The following is a 21,508-nucleotide window of genomic DNA, read 5'->3' as shown; positions in this document are numbered from 1 at the left end:
TGTCTGATGGCTACGCCGCCGACGATCCGGTGTCAGGCGCCGAACCAGCCGGGGACGTCGAGGCGGAAGACGTCGGCCGGGACCATGCGGCGCAGGTCGTCCTCGATGGCCGCGACCCGGTCGGGGCCGAGGGTGGCCGCCCAGCGGTCCCGGAGCTGGTCGAAGACGACAGCGGAACGCCGCAGCCCGTCCAGGCCCCGGTCGGTCGGCCGGACCAGCTTGCGCCGCGCGTCGGCGGGATCGTCGGCCCGTTCGAGGTAGCCGAGGGCGACCAGCCGGTCGACCGTCTTGCCGGCGGCCTGCTTGGAGACGCCCAGCCGTTGGCCCAGCTCGCTGGCGGTGGTGCCGTTGCCCACGGCCTGGAGCACGAAGCCGTGCAGGGGCCGCAGGTCGGGGTGCCCCTGCCGGGCGAGTTCCGCGTGCAGGTCGTCGATGAGCGTACGGAAGCCGGCCAGCAGCAGCAGGGGCAGGAGGAAGCCGGGCCGGTCGGGGTCAGGCGTTGCCATGTTCGACAACCACGTTTACTATTTCGTCAACCACGTTGACCATCGTACGTGGCGCCACCCCTCCGAGAGCAGGTCACCCGTGCCCGAGCACGTCTTCCCCACCCACACGCCCGACACCGCCCCGCCCGCCGCCCGCCCGACCATCGAGGGCGTACGGCGGACGTTCGGCTACGTGCCCACCGCGGTCGCGCGGTTGGCCGAGTCACCGGAGACCCTCAAGGGCTTCCTCACCGTCAACAAGATCTTCGAGTCCTCGGGGCTGGCCCCGCTGGAGCGGGAGGTCGTCGTGCTGACCGTCGCCACCCGCAACGAGTGCCACGTCTGCGTGGCCCTGCACACCGCCACGCTGCACCGGCTCGGCGCCGCCACCGAGCTGGTCGACGGGCTCCGCGCCGGCACACCGCTGCCGGAGGCCCGGCTGGAGGCGCTGCGGCGGTTCGTGCTGGCCGTGCTGGAGCGGCGGGGCGCCGTCCCGGACGAGGACCTGCGGGCCTTCCTGGCCGCCGGCTACCAGCCCCGGCACGCCCTGGACGTGGTGCTCGGCGTCGGGGCCTACACCATCTCGACGTTCGCCAACCGTCTCGTCGACGCGCCGCTCGACGCCCCGCTGGCCGCGTACGCCTGGGAGCCCGCCGCCTGACCGCGCCCGGCGCTCACCCCTCGGCGGCCACCCGGTCGAGCCACTCGCCCATCAGCGCGTCGAACAGGGCGGGCTGCTCGATCTGGAGGTTGTGCCCGGCGACGTCCAGCACCGCGAACGTCGCCCGCGGGTAGTGCGGCAGCAGCGCGAACTGGTCGAGGTAACCGGTGGCGTGGTCCTGCCGGCCGGTGAGGATCAGGGTCGGCCGGGCGAACGGCTCGCCGCCCTCCGGGGCCTCGCTGAGCGTCCAGCGCTGGCGGATGCGGGCCATCGCCGCCGTGTCCGCCACGTCGAGGCCCACGAGGATCTCCTCGCGGAAGCGGCGCAGCGTCTCCGGGGTCTGCACGACGGCCATGTCCGCGAACTCGGCGGCGGCCCGGGCGTCGGTCGCGGCGAGCAGGTCGGGATCGGGTCGCAGCACCTGCGGCGGCGGCACGCGGCGCTCCGCGTTCTCCACGGCGGTGCCGATGGGGCAGATCAGCGCGAGGCCGCGCACCTGCGCCGGCCGGGACCGGGCCAGCGCCCGCGCGAGGTAGCCGCCGTACGACTCGCCGACGAGCAGGAACGGCGTGTCCCCGAGGGTGTCGTCCACGAAGTCCTGCACGGTGGCGAGCACGTCGTCGGAGCTGGCGATCTCCGGCGGGGCGGGCGACGCGCCCATGCCGGGCAGGTCCGGGTACAGCCGCCGGTAGCCGGCGCGGCCGGCGAACACCGGTTCGAGGCAGCCGAGCATCAGCCGGTGGTCCGGTGTCCATCCGTGCAACGCCAGCACGGGGACGCCGGTGCCGTGCTCGACGGCGTTCAGGGTCACGGACGTACGGCGCGGCATGGCGGGACTCCCTCGTTTTCGTGCGGCAGCCCACGGATGGTGCCGTCCGGCACCGACAGCCGGGCCCCTCCGGGCGGTCGCTGTGGCGGACCTCACGGGCCTGCGGAACGTACGCGACCGGCCGGGGCGGCGGCACCCCCCGGGCGGCGGTGGGGGAGACTTGCGCCTATGGCGGCTCGTGGCTTCCCGTACACCGACCTCAAGGACTTCCTCGCGGCCCTGGAGCGCGCGGGCGAGCTGCGGCGGGTGACCGTCCCGGTCGACCCGACCCTGGAGATCAGCGAGATCGTGACCCGGACGGTCCGCGCAGGCGGCCCGGCGCTGCTCTTCGAGCGCCCGACCCGGGGCGAGATGCCCGTCGCGATCAACCTCTTCGGCACCGAGAAGCGGATGGCCATGGCGCTCGGCGTCGAGACGCTCGACGAGGTCGGCGCGCGGATCGGTGAGCTGGTCAAGCCGGAGCTTCCGGTCGGTTGGTCCGGCATCCGCGAGGGGCTCGGGAAGGTCATGCAGCTCAAGTCCCTGCCGCCGCGGAAGGTGAAGACCGCCCCCTGCCAGCAGGTGGTCTACCGGGGCGACGACGTCGACCTCAACCGGTTGCCCGGCCTGCAGGTCTGGCCCGGCGACGGCGGCGTCTTCCACAACTTCGGGCTGACCCACACCAAGCACCCGGAGACCGGCAAGCGCAACCTCGGCCTGTACCGGCTCCAGCAGCACTCGCCCAACACCCTCGGCATGCACTGGCAGATCCACAAGGACTCGACGGCCCACCACGCCGTGGCCGAGCGGCTCGGTCAGCGGCTGCCGGTCGCCGTGGCGATCGGGTGCGACCCGGTGGTGTCGTACGCCGCCTCGGCGCCGCTGCCCAGCGACATCGACGAGTACCTGTTCGCGGGCTTCCTGCGCGGCGAGCGGGTGGAGATGGTGGACTGCCTCACCGTGCCGCTCCAGGTGCCGGCGCACGCCCAGGTGGTGCTGGAGGGCTACCTGGAGCCCGGCGAGCGGCTGCCGGAGGGGCCGTTCGGCGACCACACCGGCTTCTACACCCCGGTCGAGCCCTTCCCGGTGCTGCACGTCGAGGTGATGACCATGCAGCGCGACCCGGTCTACCACTCGATCGTCACCTCGAAGCCGCCACAGGAGGACCACGGCCTCGGCAAGGCCACCGAACGGATCTTCCAGCCGCTGCTCAAGCTGCTGATCCCGGACATCGTCGACTACGACCTGCCGGCCGCCGGCGTCTTCCACAACTGCGCGATCGTGTCGATCCGCAAGCGCTACCCGAAGCACGCGCAGAAGGTGATGAACGCCATCTGGGGCGCGCACCTCATGTCGCTCACCAAGCTCATCGTGATCGTCGACGAGGACTGCGACGTGCACGACTACAACGAGGTGGCCTTCCGCGCGTTCGGCAACGTCGACTACGCGCGCGACCTGCTGCTCACCGAGGGGCCGGTGGACCACCTCGACCACTCGTCGTACCAGCAGTTCTGGGGCGGCAAGGCGGGCATCGACGCGACCCGCAAGCTGCCCGAGGAGGGCTACACCCGGGGCTGGCCGGAGGAGATGCGGATGTCGCCCGAGGTGGTGTCGCTGGTCGACAAGCGATGGAAGGAGTACGGGATCTGATGGCGGTCCTCGACGCGCCGGCGGAGCGGCCGGGCCGGGTGAAGTCCTTCCTCCGGCTGGTCACCATCGAGCACTCCGTCTTCGCCCTGCCCTTCGGCTACCTCTCCGCGCTCACCGCCATGCAGGTGCACGGCGGCCACGTACGCTGGCTCGACCTGCTGTGGATCACGGTGGCGATGGTCGGCGCGCGGACGTTCGCGATGGCCGCCAACCGGATCCTCGACCGGCGGATCGACGCGCGGAACCCGCGTACCGCCGGCCGGGAGCTGGTCACCGGGGCGGTCAGCGTGCGGACGGCCTGGACCGGCGCCGTGGTCGCGCTGGTGGTCTTCCTGGCCGCCGCCGCCCTGCTGAACCCGCTCTGCCTGGCGCTCGCGCCGCTCGCCGTGGTGCCGCTGGTCGTCTACCCGTACGGCAAGCGGTTCACCAACTGGCCGCACGCCATCCTGGGGATCGCCCAGGCCGTCGGTCCGGTCGGCGCGTGGCTGGCGGTGACCGGCACGTTCGACGGTTCCGGGCCGGCCTGGCTGCTCGGCGCGGCCGTCGGGCTGTGGATCGGCGGCTTCGACCTGATCTATGCCTGCCAGGACGCCGAGATCGACCGGCAGATCGGGGTGCACAGCGTCCCGGCGCGGTACGGCCTGCGCTTCGCGCTGCACGCGTCCACGGTCGCGCACGTGGTGACGTTCGCCCTCTTCCTGTGGTTCGGCGCGCTCGTGGGCTTCGGCTGGCTCTGGTGGATCGGGCTGGCGCTGACCGCCGTGGCCTTCGCGTACCAGCACCTCGTGGTCAGCCCGACCGACCTCAGCAAGGTCAACCGGGCGTTCTTCACCGCCAACGGGTTCGTGGGCATCGTCCTGTTCGCGTTCGCTCTCCTCGACCTGGTGGTCCGGCTCGGTCTGCGGCCGTGACGGGGCGGGACGGCATGCGCGAACCGTGGGTGGTCGGGGTGTCCGGGGCGTCCGGCACGCCGTACGCGGCGGCCGTCGTCCGCGGGCTGCTCGACGCCGGGGAGGCGGTGGACCTCATCGTGTCCCGGGCGGCCCGGCTCACCCTGCTCGACGAGACCGGCCGTCCGTTCCGGGACGGGCACTGGGCCGAGGACCTGGCCGGTTGGCTGGACCGGGACCTGGGCGACGCCGACGTGCGGTACTGGCCGGCGGGTGACCTCGCCGCCGGGCCCAGCAGCGGCTCGTACCGGGTCCGCGGGATGGCCGTGGTGCCGGCGAGCACCGCGGCGTGCGCGGGCATCGCCATCGGGCTCTCCAAGGACCTGCTGCAACGCGCCGCGGAGGTCAACCTGAAGGAACGGCGACCGGTGGTGGTGGTACCCCGGGAGACCCCGGTGACCCGCAGCCACCTGGAACACCTGATCGCGCTGCACGACGCCGGAGCGGTCGTGCTGCCCGCGAGCCCTGGTTTCTACGGCGCCGGGGCGTCGGCCTCCGCCCAACAGCTGGTCGACTTCGTCGCCGGCAAGGTGCTGGACGCACTGGGTGTGCCGCACACGCTGTTCCGTCGCTGGTCGGGTGAACTCGGCGCGGCCCGGGGCTGACGCCACCGGTCACCCACGCCGGGCGGGGACGCGGACCGGACCGGGCGCCCGGCCCGCGTGACGACCTCCGCGGCGAACCTCAGTACATGCCGGCGTTGGCCGGACCAGGACCGGTCGAGGCGGCCGGACCCGCGTTGCGTGCCTTGCCCGCCTCGTCGGTCTCGTCCAGCATGCCCTCCCCCTCAAGCAGGGCCCGCACCTCGGATTCCCGAAACCGGCGATGCCCGCCTGGAGTCCGGATGCTGCCGATCCGACCCGCCGCCGCCCATCTCGTCACAGTCTTCGGGTCAACCCGAAACAGCGCGGCGACCTCACCCGGTGTCAGCAGGCGATCTCCAGTGTCCACAGCCCCCTCCTCGCGTCGACGAAGCCCCCGGCTGAACACACTGCCCCCGGCCGGTGCGAGCCCAGAGCCGTCATGAGGGACGTATGGCAATTACAGCACCAGCGACCTGGCCTGTCCGCCAAACGCGAAAAACGCACTGAGTGGGAAGTTAGTCAATGGTACCGGCGTCGCGCTCCCTTGACCGTGCGTAAGTGAACTGTCACCTGCTGTCATGTCCAACGGATGCCCTCGTCCCGGCGTTACGCCCCCAGGGGCTAGGGTCACAGTCCGTGGACGCGATCGACCTGAGCCTCGTGGAGCTGCTGCGCAACAACGCCCGCCTCTCCTACGCCGAGCTGGCCCGCCAGGTCGGCCTGTCCGCGCCCGCCGTGCACGAGCGGGTCGGCAAGCTCGAGGCCAGCGGTGTGCTGCGGGCGTACCGCGCCGACGTCGCGCCGGAGGCGATAGGGCTCGGGGTCACGGCGCTCATCGGCATCGTCGAGGACTCCGGCGCCGACACCGACGACGTCCTGGAGGCGTTCCGGGCCATGCCCGAGATCGAGTCGTGCTACTTCATGGCCGGCGTGGAGTCGTTCCTGCTCAAGGCCCGGGTGGGCACCATCGCCGAGCTGGAGCGGCTGATCGTACGGCTGAACCGGACACCCGGGGTGGCCTCCACCCGGACCGGGATCGCGCTCTCCACGAAGTGGGAGAACCGGCCGCAACCGGTCACTCCGCCCGCCGGCTGACCGGCGCGGCCGGCGGCGGCTCGGTGCCGCCGCCGGGCGCCACGTTCGGGTTCAGGCCCCGGCGTGCTCGTTCCGTCCCGCGGGTCGCTCACGAGGCGACGAGGTGGCCGCCGGCGTCGGGCTGCGTCCGTGGCTCGTCGGCGTCCCGTGCGTTGCGGGCGGTGAGGCAACCGAGCACCGCGATGATCGCGAAGCCCAGGAGCAGGAGCTGCGCGGATCGGGTCGTCGACGGCGCGCCGAGGTTCATCAGGACCCCGCCGAGGGCGGAGCTGAACGACAGGGCGATCAGCTCCACCGTGTTGGCGCCGGCGGACGCCTTGCCGGCCTCCGCCGGGTCGTCGGAGACGCCCATGGTGGCCACGATCAGGTGGGGGAAGGCGATCCCGATGCCGGCGCCGGCGACGACGAGCCCGCCGAACCAGACGGCGACCGTGACCGGGCCCGCGCCGTCCCACTGGGTCAGTCCGGTCACCGCGAGGCCGGCGGCCAGCACGGCGGGGCCGAGCACACGCAGCCGGCGGACGGTTCCCGGATCGGAGGCGTTGGCGCTGAACACCATCGTCGCCGACCAGCCGAGGGAGACGGCGGCACCGAGGAAGCCGGCCACCACTGGTTCCAGGCCGGCCAGCCGCTGGCCGAACAGCGGGGTGAACGCCTCGGTGGCGGTGCCGGCGGCCAGGATCGCGATCGTCAGGTAGAGCCACTTGAGAGGGCTGGCCGCGGAGTACGTCGTCGCGGGCAGGACGCGGGTGTCGGCCCGGCGCTCCCACGCCACGAATCCGGCCAGCAGCAGCGCCGCCAGCAGTCCCGCGCCGGCGAGCTGCCACGGCCGGGTCAGCAGGCTGGCGACGCTGATGACGGCGGTGGTCGCGGTCAGCAGCGCCAGTGAGACGACCGGCATCGGTTCGGCCACGGCCGACCGGTCCCGGCGGGGCAGGACCCGCGGCACCAGGGCGGCGACGACCACCCCCAGCACGGCGAGCGTGACGAACGCGAGGCGCCACGCGTCGAACTGGGCGAAGAGACCCCCGACCGCGGGGCCGGCGAGGGTGCCGAAGCCCCACATGGCCGACACCATGGCGGTCGCCTTCGCCCAGAGGTTCTCCGGCAGCACGGCCTGGACGACCGCGTAGCCGAGCCCGGCCAGGATGCCTCCGCCGACGCCCTGCAACGCGCGGCCGCACAGCAGGGCCACCATCGTGGGGCTCACCGCGCAGACGACGGTGCCGACGACGAACGGCACCAGGGCGACCAGGTACGCCTGGGCCGGCCCGCGTCCGCCCAGCAGCCGGCTGACGAGCATGGAGGAGATCACCGAAGCGATCATGAACACGGAGCTGCTCCACGCGTAGAGCCGTTCGCCTCCGATGTCGTCGATCGCCGTCGGCAACAGGCTGGTGGTGAGGAAGACGTTGGTCGCGTGCAGCCCGACCCCGCCGGCGAGGACGACGGACGTGCCGATGTGCCCGGGGCCGAGGAGATCGCGCCAGGTGCCGCTTGACCGGTCAGCAACAGTGGACATGCGGCGACCGTAAAATCTCAAGTGAACCTGAGGTCAATCCGGTTATGTCGGAGGTCACCGGTGCCGAAGGAACCGGACGACTCGCTCTCGATCGGCGAGGTGGTACGGCGTACGGGCGTCGCCGCGTCCGCGCTGCACTACTACGAGCAGATGGGTCTCATCGCGGCCAGTCGCACGGCGGGCAACCAACGCCGCTTCCCCCGCCACATGCTGCGGCGGATCTCCCTGATCCTGGTCGCGAAGCGGCTGGGGATCAGCCTGGCGGACGTGCGTGACGTGTTCGCCACCCTCCCCATGGACACGATTCCCACGATCCGCGACTGGCAGCGCGTGTCCCGGCGCTGGCAGACCGCGCTGGAGGCGAAGAAGCGCGAGATCGAGCAGTTGCAGCGCGAGCTGACCGGGTGCATCGGGTGCGGCTGCCTGTCGATGGACGCGTGCCGGCTGCTCAATCCCGACGACGAGCTCGCGGCGTACGGGCCGGGACCGCGCCGGCTCGGCGCGCAGGCCGTGAGCCGTCGCCGTCGACCCTCCCCGCGCAGCGCGGTCGCCCTGCCGGCCAGCAGCGACATCGTGGTGGAGACGGACAGCGCCGACGTACGCGAACGGGCGGAACGTGAACGTGCCTGCTAGGTTGCGGAACGTGACCCACCTGGACCGCTGCGACGAGGCCGGCCGGGCGTGGGTGACCGAGGCGGTGGCGGCCGTGGAGGCGGACGCCAACCGGTCGGCCGACACGCACCTGCTGCCCTTCCCGCTGCCCCGGGAATGGGGGATCGACCTCTACCTCAAGGACGAGTCGGTGCACCCGACCGGGTCGCTCAAGCACCGGCTGGCCCGCTCGCTCTTCCTCTACGGGCTCTGCAACGGCTGGATCGGGCCGCGGACCACGATCGTCGAGGCGTCCTCCGGTTCCACGGCCGTCTCCGAGGCGTACTTCGCGCGGATGCTGGGGCTGCCGTTCATCGCCGTGATGCCCGCCTCGACCTCGCCCGAGAAGATCGCGAAGATCGAGTTCCAGGGCGGGCGCTGCCACCTCGTCGACGACCCGGCGCGGGTGTGCGTGGAGGCGCGCTGGCTCGCCGACGACTCCGGCGGCCACTTCATGGACCAGTTCACCTACGCGGAGCGCGCCACCGACTGGCGGGGCAACAACAACATCGCGGAGTCGATCTACAGCCAGCTCGACCGGGAGCGGCACCCCGTGCCCGCCTGGATCGTGGTGGGCGCCGGCACCGGCGGCACGGGCGCCACCATCGGCCGCTACACCCGCTACCGCCGGCTGCCGACCCGGCTGTGCGTGGTCGACCCGGAGAACTCGGCGTACTACCCCGCCTGGGTGGCCGGCGACTGGACGGTCCGCACCGGCAAGGGCTCCCGGATCGAGGGGATCGGCCGCCCGAGCGTCGAGCCGTCGTTCGTGCCCTCCGTCGTGGACCGGATGGTGCAGGTGCCCGACGCCGCCTCGCTCGCGGCGATGCGGGCGGGCTCGGCGGTGCTCGGCCGGCGGCTGGGGGGCTCGACCGGCACGAACCTGTGGGGCGCCTTCGGGCTGATCGCCGAGATGCTCGCCGAGGGCCGGACGGGCTCGGTGGTCACCCTCATCTGCGACGCGGGCGACCGGTACGCCGACACCTACTACGACGACGGCTGGGTGGCCGCGCAGGGCCTCGACCTGGAGCCGTACCTGGACGTCGTCGACCGCTTCCTCGCCAGCGGCGCCTGGCCGGCCTGACCCGCGGCCGGTGCCTCAGCGCCCGTCGCCCCGCTCGGCGAGCCCGGGGTAGCGCAGTGTGTACCCCTCCGCGTCCAGGTCGAGGTCGGCGCTGAAACTGTCGCTCGCGAACCGCACCCGCCCCGGCCCCAGTGACGTGTAGACCTGCTCGGCGGGCACCACGGCGAGGCTCGGCACGAGCACCCAGGCCACGGTGATCCGGTGCGTGGTGTCGGCCGGCGCCCCGGCCAGCCCGAGCCGGCGTACCGGCAGCGTGTTGAACAGCGGGGAGCCGCCGAGGTCGACGTCCCGCGCGTCGGCCAGCCGGTCCGGGTCGTCGGTGCCGGGCAGACCGGCCGGGGCGTGCCCGGCCGCGGCCAGCGCCGCGTCCAGGTCACCCTGCTCCGCCGTGGTCACCCGCCACCGGTCGGCCGCGCGCTCCAGGCGTACGCTGCGCAGCCAGCCCGTCCCCTCCACCTCGACCTCCAGCCGGGTGGTGATCCAGTCCGGGTCGGTGGTCACCTGGTAGCGGCAGGTCCACGGGACGGGGTCGACGGCGAGCATCGTGCCCCGGGCCGCGAGCCCCCGGCCGTCGTCGAGGAGGGCGTGCTCCGCTCCGGCCGTGTCGGTGCGGGTCCAGAAGCGCGACTTCGGCATGCTCGGCATGAGCCGGACGTTACGCGACCGGACCGCCGCCGGCAGCGCATGCGCGGAGGCCGCCGCGGAACGCGTGCTCCGCGGCGGCCTCCGGCGGGTCGGTGGTCCGTCCCTCAGTGCGTACGCGCCGGCGTCCGGCCGCCGAAGCTCCGGCGCTCGTCGCGCGGGCGGTCGTCGCGGGCCCGGCCGTCGGCCCGGAACCCGCCCCGCCGGCCGGCCCCGCCGTCACCGGCGCGGTCGGCGTACCGGCGCTCGTCACGGTCGCCGTAGCGGCGCTCGCCGTACGGCCGGTCGGCGTGCCGGCGCTCGTCCCGCTCGCCGAAGCGGTGCTCGCCTCGCGGACGGTCCGCAGCCCGGCCGGGCCGGTCGTCCCGGCCGTCGAACGGGCGCTCGCCGCGCGGGCGGTCACCGTACCGCCGGTCGGCGCCGCGGTCGGCGAACCGGCGCTCCGGGCGGTCGCCGAAGCGGCGGGGGCCACCGGAGCGCGCCCCGTGCCGCCGCGGCGGCTCCGGCTCGTCGCGGACCGGGACACCGCTCGGCTCCCGGGCGCCGGTCAGCTCGGCGAGCACCGGGTCACCGGCCCGGACGCGGGTCTCCGCCGGCTCGACGCCGGCCTTCTGGAGCATCGCGAGCGTGGTGCGCCGCTGCTTGGGCAGCACCAGCGTGGCCACCGCCCCGGACTCGCCGGCCCGGGCGGTCCGGCCGGCCCGGTGCAGGTAGTCCTTCGGGTCCTTCGGCGGGTCGACGTGCAGCACCAGCGACACCCCGTCCACGTGGATGCCCCGCGCGGCCACGTCCGTGGCGACGAGCACGTTCATCCGGCCCTCGCGGAACTCGGCGAGGGTGCGGGTGCGCATCCGCTGGGTCTTGCCGCCGTGCAGCCCGCCCGCCCGTACGCCCACGGCCGCGAGTTGGTCGACGAGCCGGTCCACGCCGAGCTGCGTACGCGCGAAGACCATGGTGCGGCCGTCCCGGGCGGCGATCGACGCGGCCACGGGGAACTTGTCGCTCGGCGGGATGAGCAGCACGTGGTGGTCCATGGTCGACACCGCGGCGGTCGGCGGGGCCGTCGAGTGCGTCACCGGATCGGTCATGAACCGCTTGACCAGCGCGTCGACGTCACCGTCCAGAGTGGCGGAGAACAGCAGCCGCTGCCCGTCCGCCGGGGTCTTGGCGAGCAGTTCGGTGACCTCCGGCAGGAAGCCCATGTCGGCCATCTGGTCGGCCTCGTCGAGGACGGTGATCTCGACGTCGTCGAGGCGGCACACGCCCCGGTCGATCAGGTCGCGGAGCCGCCCGGGCGTGGCCACGACGATCTCCACGCCCCGGCGCAGCGCGTCGATCTGCCGGTCGTACGGCACACCGCCGACGGCGGTCTTGAGGAACACGCCCACCGCCTTGCCGAGCGGCAGCAGGGCGTCGTTGACCTGCATGGCCAGCTCCCGGGTCGGCACCAGCACCAGGGCGCGCGGGTGCAGCGGCCGGGCCCGGTCACCGGATGCGATCCGGGCGAGCAGCGGCAGGCCGAAGGCCAGGGTCTTGCCGGAGCCGGTCTGGCCCCGGCCGAGCACGTCCCGGCCGGCGAGCGCGTCCGGCACGGTCGCACGCTGGATCTCGAACGGTGCGGTGATGCCCTGCCGGGCCAGCGCGCGGACCAGCGCGGGCGGCAGGCCGAGCGCGGCGAAGTCCGGGGCGGGGCCGTCGGTCGGGTCGGTGGGCTGCGCGGTGGTGTCGTTCAGGTCGGCCGGGGTGCGGCCGAGAGCGGACGGGAAGGTGCTGGGGTCAGCAAAGGTGGTCAAGAAGTGCCTTTCGAGCGGGGCGAATCTTCGCGATGGCCCGCCGCAGCTGTACGCCGCGCGAATCGCCCGCAAGATCGCCCATGGGCGCGCAGGACACGCGCCAGGTGAATGATCACCGTCAAGTGTACGGCGATCACGGCGAGCCGCCACCCGGCCGGATTCGGCAGTGGGCGGGCTCACCCGGCCGGCGGACCCCCGGGTGCCCCGGTTTCGTCGAACCGGCGGGCCCCCGGATGCCCCGGCTCGTCGAACCGCCGCCGTCGATGCGGAGGGGCCCGGCGGCGCGGTCAGGCAGCGAGGACGTTGCCGACGAGGCCGCTCACGGCGTCGCCCGCGACCAGGACGAGCAGCACGCTGATCAGCACGAGCAGGCCCAGGGCGACCGCGAGGACGATCATCGCGCGGGTCGACCGGGACTTCTCGGCCGGCGTGTCCGCCCACCCCTGGGCGAGGATGTGCCCGGTCAGCGAACCGGAGTTCTCGACGGCGTTCGTCGGCAGGGCGACGGTGGCGAACGCCGGACCGTCCGTGCCGCCCCCGTAGACCGTGCCGGCGAGGTCCGGACCGCCGTCGTACCCGCCGGAGCGTGCCCCGGACGGTGCCGTGACGCCCGCTCCGGGGGCGGTCGCCGCTGCCCGGGACGTGGCCGGGGGCGGCGGGAACGGGGGCGCCGGCGCGGGGGCGGGCGGTGGCGGCGGCGGAGGCACGGGCGGCCCCGGCGGGGGTACCGGCGGCCCCGGTGGCGGCGGCACGGGACCGGGTGCGGGCGGCGTGGGGCGCGGTCCCGGCGGGTACGGGCCGGGCACCGGCGGTGTCGGATGCGGCACCGGCGGCGCGGGCGACGGGGGAGTCGGCCCCGGCACGGGCGGCGTGGGGGCGGGCGCCGGCTCCGGCTCGGGAACCGGCGGCTTCGGCGGCTGCGCCGGCTCCGGAGGTTGGGCCGGCTCGGGCGGCTCGGGGTTCACGGGGGCGGACCGGTAGACGGCCGGAACGGCCGGCCACGCGCCCGTGCCGGTCTGCACGCCGGCCGCCGCCGGCCGGCTGGCGGTGGGAACGGAGGCGCTGGCGCGGGCCGGCGCCTCGTCGGCCGGGGTGCGGCTGGTGACGGTGGCGCTGGCGCGGACCGGGGTCGGGTCGGTGGTCGTCCGGCCGGGGACGGTGGCGCGTGCCGGTGCCTGGTCGGTCGTGGTCGGGGCGGGCACGGTGGCGCTGGCGCGTGCGGGCACGTCGTCGGTCGTGGTCCGGGTGGGGACGGCGGCGCTGGCGCGGGCGGGTGCGGCGGAGCCGTCCCGCTGGCTCGGCAGCCCGGTGCCCGGCGGGACCGCTCCGGCCGCCTGGTACGTCGTGCCGGCGGTCAGCCTGGCCAGCGCACCGGAGGGCGACGTGAGGGCGGCGGCGACACTGGCCCGCGCGCGTACCGGAGTCGCCGGAGGCTGCGCAGCCGCGGAGTCCCCGGTCGGCGTGCCGTCCGCGCCGGAGCCGCTCCCCGTGGCGGTGGTGGACGACCCGCCCACGGTGTCGCCCGGCTCGTCGGCGGTGCCGGGTGCCTCGGCGGTGGCGTCGTCCGTCGAGGTGGCGCTATCCGTGGCGTCGGCAGCCTCGGCGGCGGCGTTGTCCGTCGAGGCGATGCTGTCCGTGGCGGCGGCCGGTTCCTCGGCGGTGTCGGGCGCCTCGGCGCCGGTGCTGTCCGTGCTGGCGGCCGGTTCCTCGGCGGTGCCGGGCGCCTCGCCGCCGGCGCTGTCCGTGGTGGCGGCCGGCTCGCTGACGGCGGCCGTGTCGCCGGCCTGGTCAGTGGCGGCTGCCGACGGGTCGCCGGAAGCGGTGCCCCCACGCTGGAGGGGTGGCGCGGCGTCCGTCCCGTCGACGAGCGTGGCACCAGGCTCGGTCGTCGTCTTCGCCGGATCCTTCTGCTCGGCCATCTTCGCCCTCCGCACCACGCTCGCGCCCGGACCCGGCCGTGGCCGGGCGTGCCTGGATGTCACGGTGCCACATTCCGCCCCGCTGACACACCCGGAGTCCGCGCTTGCGGGTCAGCTGTCCGTGTCCGGGCTCTGCGATCCGCTCGCCGACGGGCTGCCGCTGGTCTCCGCGCTGCGGGTCGCCGCCGGCGAACTCGCATCCGGGGAGGCCGGCGGGCTGGTCGTCGTGCTGCTCGACGGGCTCGGCTGGTCGCTGTCGTCGGGGTCCGCGCTCGTCGTCTCGGTCGGCGTCGGGCTGACCGACTCGGTGGGGGTCGGAGTGACCGACTCGCTGGGCGTCGGCGTGGCGGAACCGCTCGGCGTCGGGGTCGCCGAGCCGGACGGCTTCGGCGTGGGCGTCGGCTTCGGCGTCGGCTTGGGGGTCGGCTTGGGGGTCGGCTTCGGGCTGCTCGGCGGGGTGGTGGTCGTGTCCGGCACGGCACCGATCACCCGGGTCGCCGCGTAGAGCCGGGACCAGGTCACCGTCGAGATCTTCACGACGTCACCGGTCGTCGGGGCGTGCACCATCTTGCCGTTGCCGATGTACATGCCGACGTGGTGGATCGAGGTCCAGCTGCTGCCCGAGGCGAAGAAGAGCAGGTCACCGGGGAGCAGCGCGGTGCGCGCCACCGTACGGCCACGGGTGGCGTAGTACTGGTCGCGCGAGACCCGCGGCAGGTCGAAGTAGTCCGCACCCTTGGACCGGTAGGCCGCCCACATGAGACCGGAGCAGTCGAACCGGTCCGGGCCCTCGGCGGCCCAGAGGTACGGGTCGCCGAGCTGGGCGAGGGCGTAGCGTACGGCGGCCATCGCCCGCGGGTGGGCGGTCAGCCCGTTGGCGCTCTGGCCCTGGACGAACTCGGCGCCGAGCCGCTGCTCGGCGGCCTCCTGCTGGCGCTCGATGGCGACGAGCTGCGTGGCGTTGTCCTTGCGGAGCTTCAGCAGCTTCGCCTCGGCGTCGCGCAGCGCCTTCTCGCCGGAGGCGTACTCCGCCTGGACGGTGCGCAGCTCCGCCTCGGCCGCCGCGTACGCCTGGTAGGCCGCCTGCTCGGCGGCCCGCGCCCGGGACAGCTCGCCCTCGGCGGCGGTGGTCGAGCCCTCGACCTTCTCGCCCCGCGTGATCCGCTGGAGCCGGCTGAGCCCTTCGAGGTCCTCGGCGAACTCGGCGGGCGGCAGTGCCGCGGCGGCCTTCAGCGCGTCGGCGGCGACCTGATCGGCCCGCTCCTGGGCCCGGACCAGGGCGTCGCGGGCGATCTTCAGCTCGCCGTCGGCGGCGGCGAGGCGGGCCTCGACCTCGGCGCGTTTCTGCCGGAGCTGGAGCAGTGTGTCGCCGAGCCTGCCCACCTCGGCCTCGGCGGCGTAGATCTGGCTGGCGAGGGGCCCGCTGCCGAGGTTGCCGACCGGCGCGGCCGGCGTCACCGGGGCGCCGGTCACGGGTGCGCCGCCGGGAAGCTGGAGCGAGCCGGTCACGGCCGGGCGGACGCCCGAGTCCGGCACGGTCGTCGGGGCGGCCGGATCGGCGTACACCGGGGCGGCGAGCGCCGCGGCGGCGATGGCGCCGAGCAGGGCCGACCAGAGCCGCGGACGCAGCACCGGCGAGACCACCGGGCTCCGTCGTCGTTGCCGTCGCCCGCGCCCGCTGTCGACCATCCCGCTCCCCGTCCGGCTCGCGTCACCGCGCCGGTGGACGCGGCGGTGGGGGACGCTACCAGTGCCCCTCCTCGCCCCGGGCCGTGCGTGCGCCCCGGCCCTCACCCGCGGGCGCAACGCCCCCAGGGGAGGTCGAGAAGGGCTCGGTGTGTCGCTCCCCACCCTGTCTTACCTCAGCCGACGCAGCCTTGTCGATGTGTGGTCGGGTAACAGAAGGCTGAGAATGCGGCGAACGGGAGGCGTCGCCGACCGTGCCGGCGGTGCCGCCGGCCGCCCGACGTACGCTCGACCGGGACCGCAGGTGGAAGGGACGTGCATGGACGCCGGACTCAAGCGCGAGCTCGAAGCGAAGGTGTACGCGGGTGAGCGGCTGACCCGTGAGGACGGGATCGCCCTCTACGAGTGCGACGACCTGGTCTGGCTCGGGCGGCTGGCCCACCACCGGCGCACCGAGCGCAACGGCGACCGGGTGATGTTCAACGTCAACCGGCACCTGAACCTGACCAACGTCTGCTCCGCGTCGTGCGCGTACTGCTCGTTCCAGCGCAAGCCGGGTGAGAAGGACGCCTACACGATGCGCGTCGACGAGGCGGTCCGCAAGGCCAAGGAGATGGAGGACGAGCAGCTCACCGAGCTGCACATCGTCAACGGCCTGCACCCGACCCTGCCGTGGCGCTACTACCCGAAGGTGCTGCGCGAGCTGAAGGCGGCGCTGCCGAACGTCAAGCTCAAGGCGTTCACCGCGACCGAGGTGCAGTGGTTCGAGAAGATCAGCGGCCTCTCCGCCGACGAGATCCTCGACGAACTGATGGACGCCGGCCTGGAGTCGCTGACCGGCGGCGGCGCGGAGATCTTCGACTGGGAGGTCCGCCAGCACATCGTCGACCACGACTGCCACTGGGAGGACTGGTCGCGCATCCACCGGCTCGCCCACAGCAAGGGCATGCGGACGCCGGCCACGATGCTCTACGGCCACATCGAGGAGCCGCGGCACCGGGTCGACCACGTGCTGCGGCTGCGCGAGCTGCAGGACGAGACCGGCGGCTTCGTCGTCTTCATCCCGCTGCGCTACCAGCACGACTTCGTGGACTCGGCGGACGGCAAGATCCGTAACCGGCTCCAGGCCCGCACCACGATGGCCTCCCCGGCGGAGTCCCTGAAGACGTTCGCGGTCTCCCGCCTGCTCTTCGACAACGTGCCGCACGTGAAGTGCTTCTGGGTGATGCACGGCCTCTCGGTCGCGCAGCTCTCGTTGAACTTCGGTGTGGACGACCTCGACGGGTCGGTCGTCGAATACAAGATCACGCACGACGCGGACGCGTACGGCACGCCCAGCACGATGCACCGGGAGGACCTGCTCGACCTCATCTGGGACGCCGGGTTCCGCCCCGTCGAGCGGGACACCCGTTACGACGTGGTCCGGGAGTACGACCCCGCACCGTCGCTGGCGGAGCGGCGCGCCGAACCGCAGCGCGTGTGGGCCTGAGTCGGCACGTACCCTCGTAGGGCCATGACGGAGCAGCAGAGCGGTTTCCCCCGGCGGGACGACGAGGGTCGAATTCGTTTCCTCGGCGACCTGGTCGGGGTGAGCCTCGCCGGCTGGCTGATCGGGGTGCTCGCCCTCCTGGTGTTCGACTGGGGGTTCGCGACGGTCGGCGCCGGGGAGTTCGGGCGGGCGAACGGGTGGCTGGCCGTCATCCTGCCGGTCTGGCTCTTCTGGGAGGACTTCCGCGCCTGGGAGTTCGGCGCCGCGCGGGTGATCGCGGCGGTGGTGGGAGTCGCGGTCGCGGTCGTCGTCGGCCTGGTGGTGGCCGGCTTCGCGGCGGGGCTGCCCGGGCTGCTGACGGGCGCGCTGGCGGCGGCCGCCTTCACCGTGGCGTACGCGGTGGTGTGGTTTCCGGGCGTCCGCTGGCTGACCCGCCGGACGGGCTGAGCCGTACGCCGGACGGTCCGGCGGTACGAGAACGGAGTGGTGCAGGTGAGCGCGGCGGTCAAGTACACGCTGGGCCGGATCGGGCTGTTCGTCCTCGTGCTGGCGGCCCTCTGGCTGGTCGACATCAACGTCTTCCTCAAGCTGATGCTGGCGCTGGTGTTCTCCGCCGCGCTGTCGTTCTTCCTGCTCAAGGGCTGGCGGGACGAGATGGCCGAGGAGATGGCGAGCGCCGCGGAGCGCCGCCGGGCGGAGAAGGAGCGCCTGCGGTCCGCCCTGGCCGGCGAGGACGAGCCGGGCGGGTCCGAACCGCCGCGCGACGACGCGCGCTGACCCGGCCGCCGACGACGCTGACCGGGCCGCCGGGCACGAGACGTTGACCGGGCCGCCGGGCCGGTGACGACGACGCCCCGGCCGCCTGGACGGGGCGGCCGGGGCGCGGTCGGTCAGGTCACCAGTTGGTGGAGCCCGGAACGTGTGGCCACGGCTTGTGGACCGGCTTGATGAGGTACGCGACGCCGCCGGAGCCACCGGAGACCCCGCCGCTCGCGTTGATCCGCTTGGTCCGCAGCCAGATCTGCTCGAACTGCTCGCGCTGGTAGACGTTGCGCACCACGTCGTTGCTCGACGAGGCGGGGTCGTTGACGATCACGTCCCCGTCGGCGGTGAAGCCGACGATCACGAACAGGTGCCCGGAGGTGCCGTAGTTCGCGCCGTCGAGTTCGCTGGCGAGGAAGGACTGGCTGGTGATGACGGGGATGCCGGCGGCGATGAACCGCTCCACCTCGTCGAGGGAGTGCAGCCGGGTGACCCGCCCCTCCAGCCCGGGGAAGCTGGCGGCGTACGCGGTGTTGAACGGCCAGTTGCCGGCGCCGTCGTACGCGTAGTCGTAGGTCATCCGCGCCGCGTGGTTGACCGTCGGGTCCGGGTAGGTGGGGTCGACCCAGGCGGTGTCCGCCTCGGACGGCTTCCGTCCCCAGTACTCGATCACCATCTCCGTGGACGTGGGGGAGCACCAGGCCTCGCCGCCGCCGTCGTACTCGGGGTAGTGGCCCGAGTGCACGTTCTGGGAGTAGCGCGGCACGGGCAGTTCGACGCCCCAGGCGATGTGGCCGGCGCTCGGCGTGACGGTGAACCGGTCCGGGACGTTCGAGCTCATGGCGCCGAGCATGTGCACCACGGGCGCGGCGGCCTGCCCCGGGGCCCGGTAGAGGGTCAGCCGCAGCTGGTACGACCGCAGCAGCACCCCGACGGACGCGTCGTCGATGCTGAACGTGTCCGTCCAGATCGTCGACCAGGGGTCGCCCTGCCGGTTGACGGTGGTCCGCTTGATGTCGGCGTCGCCGGAGGCCCAGCGCCCCATCACGTACCAGGGGGTCGTGACGCCGGTGTTGTAGCGGCCCTGGAGTTCCACCTGGATCCAGGTGCCGGCGGGGGTCTTCGCGTTCCAGGAGGCGACCAGTTCGGTCGCGTCGAAGCCGATCGCGGTGACCGGCGAGGTCCAGGTGGCGTACTCCCAGGAGCGGGTGACGCCGGTGTGCGGGTCGGTGTAGTCGGTGGTGCCGGCCGGCCGGGCCAGCGTCAGGCCCGGGCGGGCGCCCGGAACGGCGCGGGTGCCGTCGTGGGTGCCCCGGCGCCAGTCCGGGTAGCGGGACCACTCGTCGAACGTGATCTGTTCGTCGTGGCTGACCGGGCGGGCGGCGGTGCCGGCCGCGGGCGCCACGGCGGCCGCGGTGGCGGGTACGGCGGTGCCGAGGAGGGTCAGCGCGGTGACGCCGGCGAGGGCGGCCGCGCGCAGGCGTGTTCTGGCCATGGGTGCTCCGCGGGTGTCGGGGGAACGGGCATCGTTGCGGGTCAGTCTCCCGCTCGGAGGAAAGTTTCGCCATATCTGGATGTATGAAAAATCATTGCCGGGGTGATGATCCGCCTGGCATGGAAGAGGCAACGATAGATATTGATATGACCATGTGACGGGTGGTGGAGTGTGCTCCACCGAGCGGGATCTCCCGCACCCCGAGGAGGTTGTCCATGGCCTTCCGCACGCCCGTCCGTCTCCGTCGCGCCCTGGCGCTCGCCGTCGCCGCCGCGCTCGGACTCGTCACCGTCGCCACCGGGCCGGTCTCCGCCCGCCCGGCTCCGGAACCCGGCGCACCGGCGACCGCCGAGTACCGGGTGCTCGGCCCCCGTACGCTCGCCGACCGCACCGCCGTGGCCCGCACCGGCGCGGCCATCGACTACAGCGAGCACGGTGTGCTGCACGTCTCGGCGACGTCCGCCGAGGCCGCGGCCATCGCCCGGCTCGGCTTCCGCCTGGAGCGGGTCGCCGCGCCACCGGCCGCCCACGGCGACGTGGGCACCTTCGCCTTCCCGCCCGCCGACTCGAACTACCACGACTACGCCGAACTGACCGCCGTCGTGAACCGGGTCGTCGCCGACCACCCGACGATCGCCCGCAAGCTCAGCATCGGCTCCTCGTACGAGGGCCGCGACCTCATGGCCGTGAAGATCTCCGACAACGTCGCCACCGACGAGAACGAACCGGAGATCCTCTTCAACTCGCAGCAGCACGCCCGCGAGCACCTGACCGTCGAGATGGCGATCTACCTGCTGAACCTCTTCACGGACGGCTACGGCAGCGACTCCCGGATCACGAACGTCGTGAACAGCCGCGAGATCTGGATCGTGCCGACGATGAACCCCGACGGCAGCGAGTACGACATCGCCACCGGCTCCTACCGGTCCTGGCGCAAGAACCGGCAGCCGAACAGCGGCTCGTCGTACGTCGGCACCGACCTGAACCGCAACTGGGGCTACCAGTGGGGCTGCTGCGGCGGCTCGTCCGGCTCCACCTCGTCGGAGACCTACCGGGGCCCGTCGGCGTTCTCCGCGCCGGAGACGCAGGCGCTGCGCAACTTCGTCAACAGCCGGGTCGTCGGCGGCGTCCAGCAGATCAAGGCCAACATCGACTTCCACACGTACTCGGAACTCGTGCTCTGGCCGTTCGGCTACACGTACAACAACACCGCCCCCGGCATGACGGCGGACCAGTACAACACGTTCGCCACCATCGGCCAGCAGATGGCCGCCACCAACGGCTACACCCCCGAGCAGTCGAGCGACCTCTACATCACCGACGGGGACAGCATCGACTGGATGTGGGGCCAGCACGGCATCTGGGCGTACACCTTCGAGATGTACCCGGGATCGGCCTCCGGCGGCGGCTTCTACCCGCCCGACGAGGTGATCCCGGCGCAGACCTCCCGCAACCGCGAGGCCGTGCTGATCCTCAGCGAGTACGCCGACTGCCCGTACCGGGCCATCGGCAAGCAGGCGCAGTACTGCGGCGGTGGCGGCGGCACCACGGTCTGGTCGGACACCTTCGAGACGGACACCGGGTGGACGGTCGACCCGTCGGGCACGGACACCGCGACGGCGGGCGTCTTCGAGCGGGGCGCCGCCCAGGCCACCACGTCGAGCGGGGCGAAGCAGCTCACCCCGTACGCCGGCGGCAACGACCTGGTCACCGGCCGGCTGGCCGGCGCCGCGGCGGGCGACCACGACGTCGACGGCGGGGTGACCAGCGCCCGGTCGCCGGCCGTGACCCTGCCGGCCAGCGGCACGCTGACGCTCTCGCTGGCCTGGTACCTGGCGCACGGCTCGAACTCCTCGTCGGCCGACTACCTCCGGGTCAGCGTGGTGCACAACGGCGGCACGACCACCCTGCTCAACCAGGCCGGCGCGGCGACCAACCGCAACGGCGCCTGGACCGTGTCGAGCGCCAACCTCACCCCGTACGCCGGGCAGACGGTCCGGATCCTCGTGCAGGCGGCGGACGCCTCGGGCGCGAGCCTCGTCGAGGCGGCTGTGGACAACATCACCATCACCGCCTCCTGAGCCGGTGGGGCCCCGTCCCGCCCCCGTCGGGGCCCCGCCACCGGCTGCCGGAACGGGACAATCCGGCAGCCAACTCCCGCGTCCCCCATCGGCCGGGCCCGATCGGTCGCCTGATCGCTCGGGCCCGGTCGGCCGGTGCGCTACCGTCTTA

General features: G+C 73.5%; 20 protein-coding genes. 11 read left to right on the top strand and 9 right to left on the bottom strand.

Annotation, left to right across the window (positions count from 1 at the left end; genetic code table 11):
- Nucleotides 1-32 precede the first annotated feature (32 nt).
- Nucleotides 33-506: a MarR family winged helix-turn-helix transcriptional regulator gene (locus tag OG994_RS23155; RefSeq protein ID WP_328850960.1), complete on the bottom strand. Its 474-nt coding sequence runs from the start codon at nucleotides 504-506 to the stop codon at nucleotides 33-35.
- A 79-nt stretch (nucleotides 507-585) separates the two neighbouring features.
- On the opposite strand from OG994_RS23155, the gene OG994_RS23150 reads away from it, so the two are divergent.
- On the top strand, nucleotides 586-1,146 hold the full coding sequence (locus OG994_RS23150; RefSeq protein WP_328850959.1) for a carboxymuconolactone decarboxylase family protein: 561 nt from the start codon (nucleotides 586-588) through the stop codon (nucleotides 1,144-1,146).
- A gap of 13 nt (nucleotides 1,147-1,159) precedes the next feature.
- Here the strand turns inward: OG994_RS23150 and OG994_RS23145 are convergent, their stop codons facing one another.
- Nucleotides 1,160-1,975, bottom strand: a complete 816-nt coding sequence (locus OG994_RS23145; protein ID WP_328850958.1) for an alpha/beta fold hydrolase — start codon at nucleotides 1,973-1,975, stop codon at nucleotides 1,160-1,162.
- 168 nt (nucleotides 1,976-2,143) lie between these two features.
- On the opposite strand from OG994_RS23145, the gene OG994_RS23140 reads away from it, so the two are divergent.
- Genes OG994_RS23140 through OG994_RS23130 form a run of 3 tightly spaced genes read left to right on the top strand, consistent with a single transcriptional unit; the run spans nucleotide 2,144 to nucleotide 5,159 of the window.
- On the top strand, nucleotides 2,144-3,604 hold the full coding sequence (locus OG994_RS23140; RefSeq protein ID WP_120328010.1) for a menaquinone biosynthesis decarboxylase: 1,461 nt from the start codon (nucleotides 2,144-2,146) through the stop codon (nucleotides 3,602-3,604).
- Complete coding sequence (gene mqnP, locus OG994_RS23135; RefSeq protein WP_396843656.1) at nucleotides 3,583-4,515, top strand: menaquinone biosynthesis prenyltransferase MqnP; 933 nt, start codon at nucleotides 3,583-3,585, stop codon at nucleotides 4,513-4,515. The genes OG994_RS23140 and mqnP overlap by 22 nt, the downstream gene beginning before the upstream one ends.
- 14 nt (nucleotides 4,516-4,529) lie before the next feature.
- Entirely contained in the window at nucleotides 4,530-5,159 is a 630-nt protein-coding gene (locus OG994_RS23130; protein ID WP_328850956.1) for a UbiX family flavin prenyltransferase, read from the top strand.
- 79 nt (nucleotides 5,160-5,238) lie between these two features.
- Here the strand turns inward: OG994_RS23130 and OG994_RS23125 are convergent, their stop codons facing one another.
- The gene (locus OG994_RS23125; RefSeq protein ID WP_120328008.1) at nucleotides 5,239-5,505 is read right to left on the bottom strand and encodes a BldC family transcriptional regulator; all 267 of its coding nucleotides are present in this window, start codon (nucleotides 5,503-5,505) and stop codon (nucleotides 5,239-5,241) included.
- A gap of 269 nt (nucleotides 5,506-5,774) precedes the next feature.
- Here OG994_RS23125 and OG994_RS23120 point away from each other — a divergent pair, with 269 nt between their 5' ends.
- A complete protein-coding gene (locus tag OG994_RS23120) occupies nucleotides 5,775-6,233 on the top strand; it encodes an Lrp/AsnC family transcriptional regulator (RefSeq protein ID WP_120328007.1) in 459 nt (152 codons plus the stop codon).
- Between the two features lie 88 nt (nucleotides 6,234-6,321).
- Here OG994_RS23120 and OG994_RS23115 read toward each other — a convergent pair whose 3' ends face one another.
- Nucleotides 6,322-7,755 carry an MFS transporter gene (locus OG994_RS23115; RefSeq protein ID WP_120328006.1) on the bottom strand — a complete coding sequence of 478 codons (1,434 nt, stop codon included), beginning with the start codon at nucleotides 7,753-7,755 and terminating at the stop codon, nucleotides 6,322-6,324.
- 60 nt (nucleotides 7,756-7,815) lie between these two features.
- Between OG994_RS23115 and soxR the strand changes: the two genes are divergently transcribed.
- Together soxR and cds1 are read left to right on the top strand one after the other, a co-directional pair.
- Entirely contained in the window at nucleotides 7,816-8,388 is a 573-nt protein-coding gene (soxR, locus tag OG994_RS23110; protein ID WP_328850955.1) for a redox-sensitive transcriptional activator SoxR, read from the top strand.
- Between the two features lie 10 nt (nucleotides 8,389-8,398).
- Nucleotides 8,399-9,490: an L-cysteine desulfhydrase Cds1 gene (gene cds1, locus OG994_RS23105; protein ID WP_328850954.1), complete on the top strand. Its 1,092-nt coding sequence runs from the start codon at nucleotides 8,399-8,401 to the stop codon at nucleotides 9,488-9,490.
- Between the two features lie 15 nt (nucleotides 9,491-9,505).
- Here cds1 and OG994_RS23100 read toward each other — a convergent pair whose 3' ends face one another.
- From OG994_RS23100 to OG994_RS23085, 4 genes are all read right to left on the bottom strand, one after another.
- Nucleotides 9,506-10,126, bottom strand: coding sequence for a putative glycolipid-binding domain-containing protein (locus OG994_RS23100; RefSeq protein ID WP_407942615.1), 621 nt, complete (start codon nucleotides 10,124-10,126; stop codon nucleotides 9,506-9,508).
- Between the two features lie 113 nt (nucleotides 10,127-10,239).
- Nucleotides 10,240-11,865, bottom strand: a complete 1,626-nt coding sequence (locus OG994_RS23095; protein ID WP_328853770.1) for a DEAD/DEAH box helicase — start codon at nucleotides 11,863-11,865, stop codon at nucleotides 10,240-10,242.
- 347 nt (nucleotides 11,866-12,212) lie between these two features.
- The gene (locus tag OG994_RS23090) at nucleotides 12,213-13,844 is read right to left on the bottom strand and encodes a hypothetical protein (protein WP_328850952.1); all 1,632 of its coding nucleotides are present in this window, start codon (nucleotides 13,842-13,844) and stop codon (nucleotides 12,213-12,215) included.
- Between the two features lie 111 nt (nucleotides 13,845-13,955).
- Entirely contained in the window at nucleotides 13,956-15,533 is a 1,578-nt protein-coding gene (locus OG994_RS23085; protein WP_120328004.1) for a C40 family peptidase, read from the bottom strand.
- 316 nt (nucleotides 15,534-15,849) lie between these two features.
- On the opposite strand from OG994_RS23085, the gene mqnE reads away from it, so the two are divergent.
- Genes mqnE through OG994_RS23070 form a run of 3 tightly spaced genes read left to right on the top strand, consistent with a single transcriptional unit; the run spans nucleotide 15,850 to nucleotide 17,796 of the window.
- Complete coding sequence (gene mqnE, locus OG994_RS23080; protein ID WP_120328003.1) at nucleotides 15,850-17,019, top strand: aminofutalosine synthase MqnE; 1,170 nt, start codon at nucleotides 15,850-15,852, stop codon at nucleotides 17,017-17,019.
- Between the two features lie 24 nt (nucleotides 17,020-17,043).
- Complete coding sequence (locus OG994_RS23075; RefSeq protein ID WP_328850951.1) at nucleotides 17,044-17,466, top strand: hypothetical protein; 423 nt, start codon at nucleotides 17,044-17,046, stop codon at nucleotides 17,464-17,466.
- A 45-nt stretch (nucleotides 17,467-17,511) separates the two neighbouring features.
- Entirely contained in the window at nucleotides 17,512-17,796 is a 285-nt protein-coding gene (locus OG994_RS23070) for a DUF4229 domain-containing protein (protein ID WP_120328077.1), read from the top strand.
- Between the two features lie 118 nt (nucleotides 17,797-17,914).
- Here the strand turns inward: OG994_RS23070 and OG994_RS23065 are convergent, their stop codons facing one another.
- Nucleotides 17,915-19,276, bottom strand: a complete 1,362-nt coding sequence (locus tag OG994_RS23065; RefSeq protein ID WP_328850950.1) for a C39 family peptidase — start codon at nucleotides 19,274-19,276, stop codon at nucleotides 17,915-17,917.
- A 215-nt stretch (nucleotides 19,277-19,491) separates the two neighbouring features.
- Here OG994_RS23065 and OG994_RS23060 point away from each other — a divergent pair, with 215 nt between their 5' ends.
- Nucleotides 19,492-21,357: a M14 family zinc carboxypeptidase gene (locus OG994_RS23060; protein WP_120328000.1), complete on the top strand. Its 1,866-nt coding sequence runs from the start codon at nucleotides 19,492-19,494 to the stop codon at nucleotides 21,355-21,357.
- The last annotated feature ends 151 nt before the right edge of the window (nucleotides 21,358-21,508 follow it).

The organism is Micromonospora globbae, assembly GCF_036184225.1.
In the GTDB taxonomy this organism is placed as follows: Bacteria; Actinomycetota; Actinomycetes; order Mycobacteriales; family Micromonosporaceae; genus Micromonospora; species Micromonospora globbae.
Note: the sequence above shows the minus strand (reverse complement) of the source record. Positions and strands in the feature narration are given on the sequence as shown.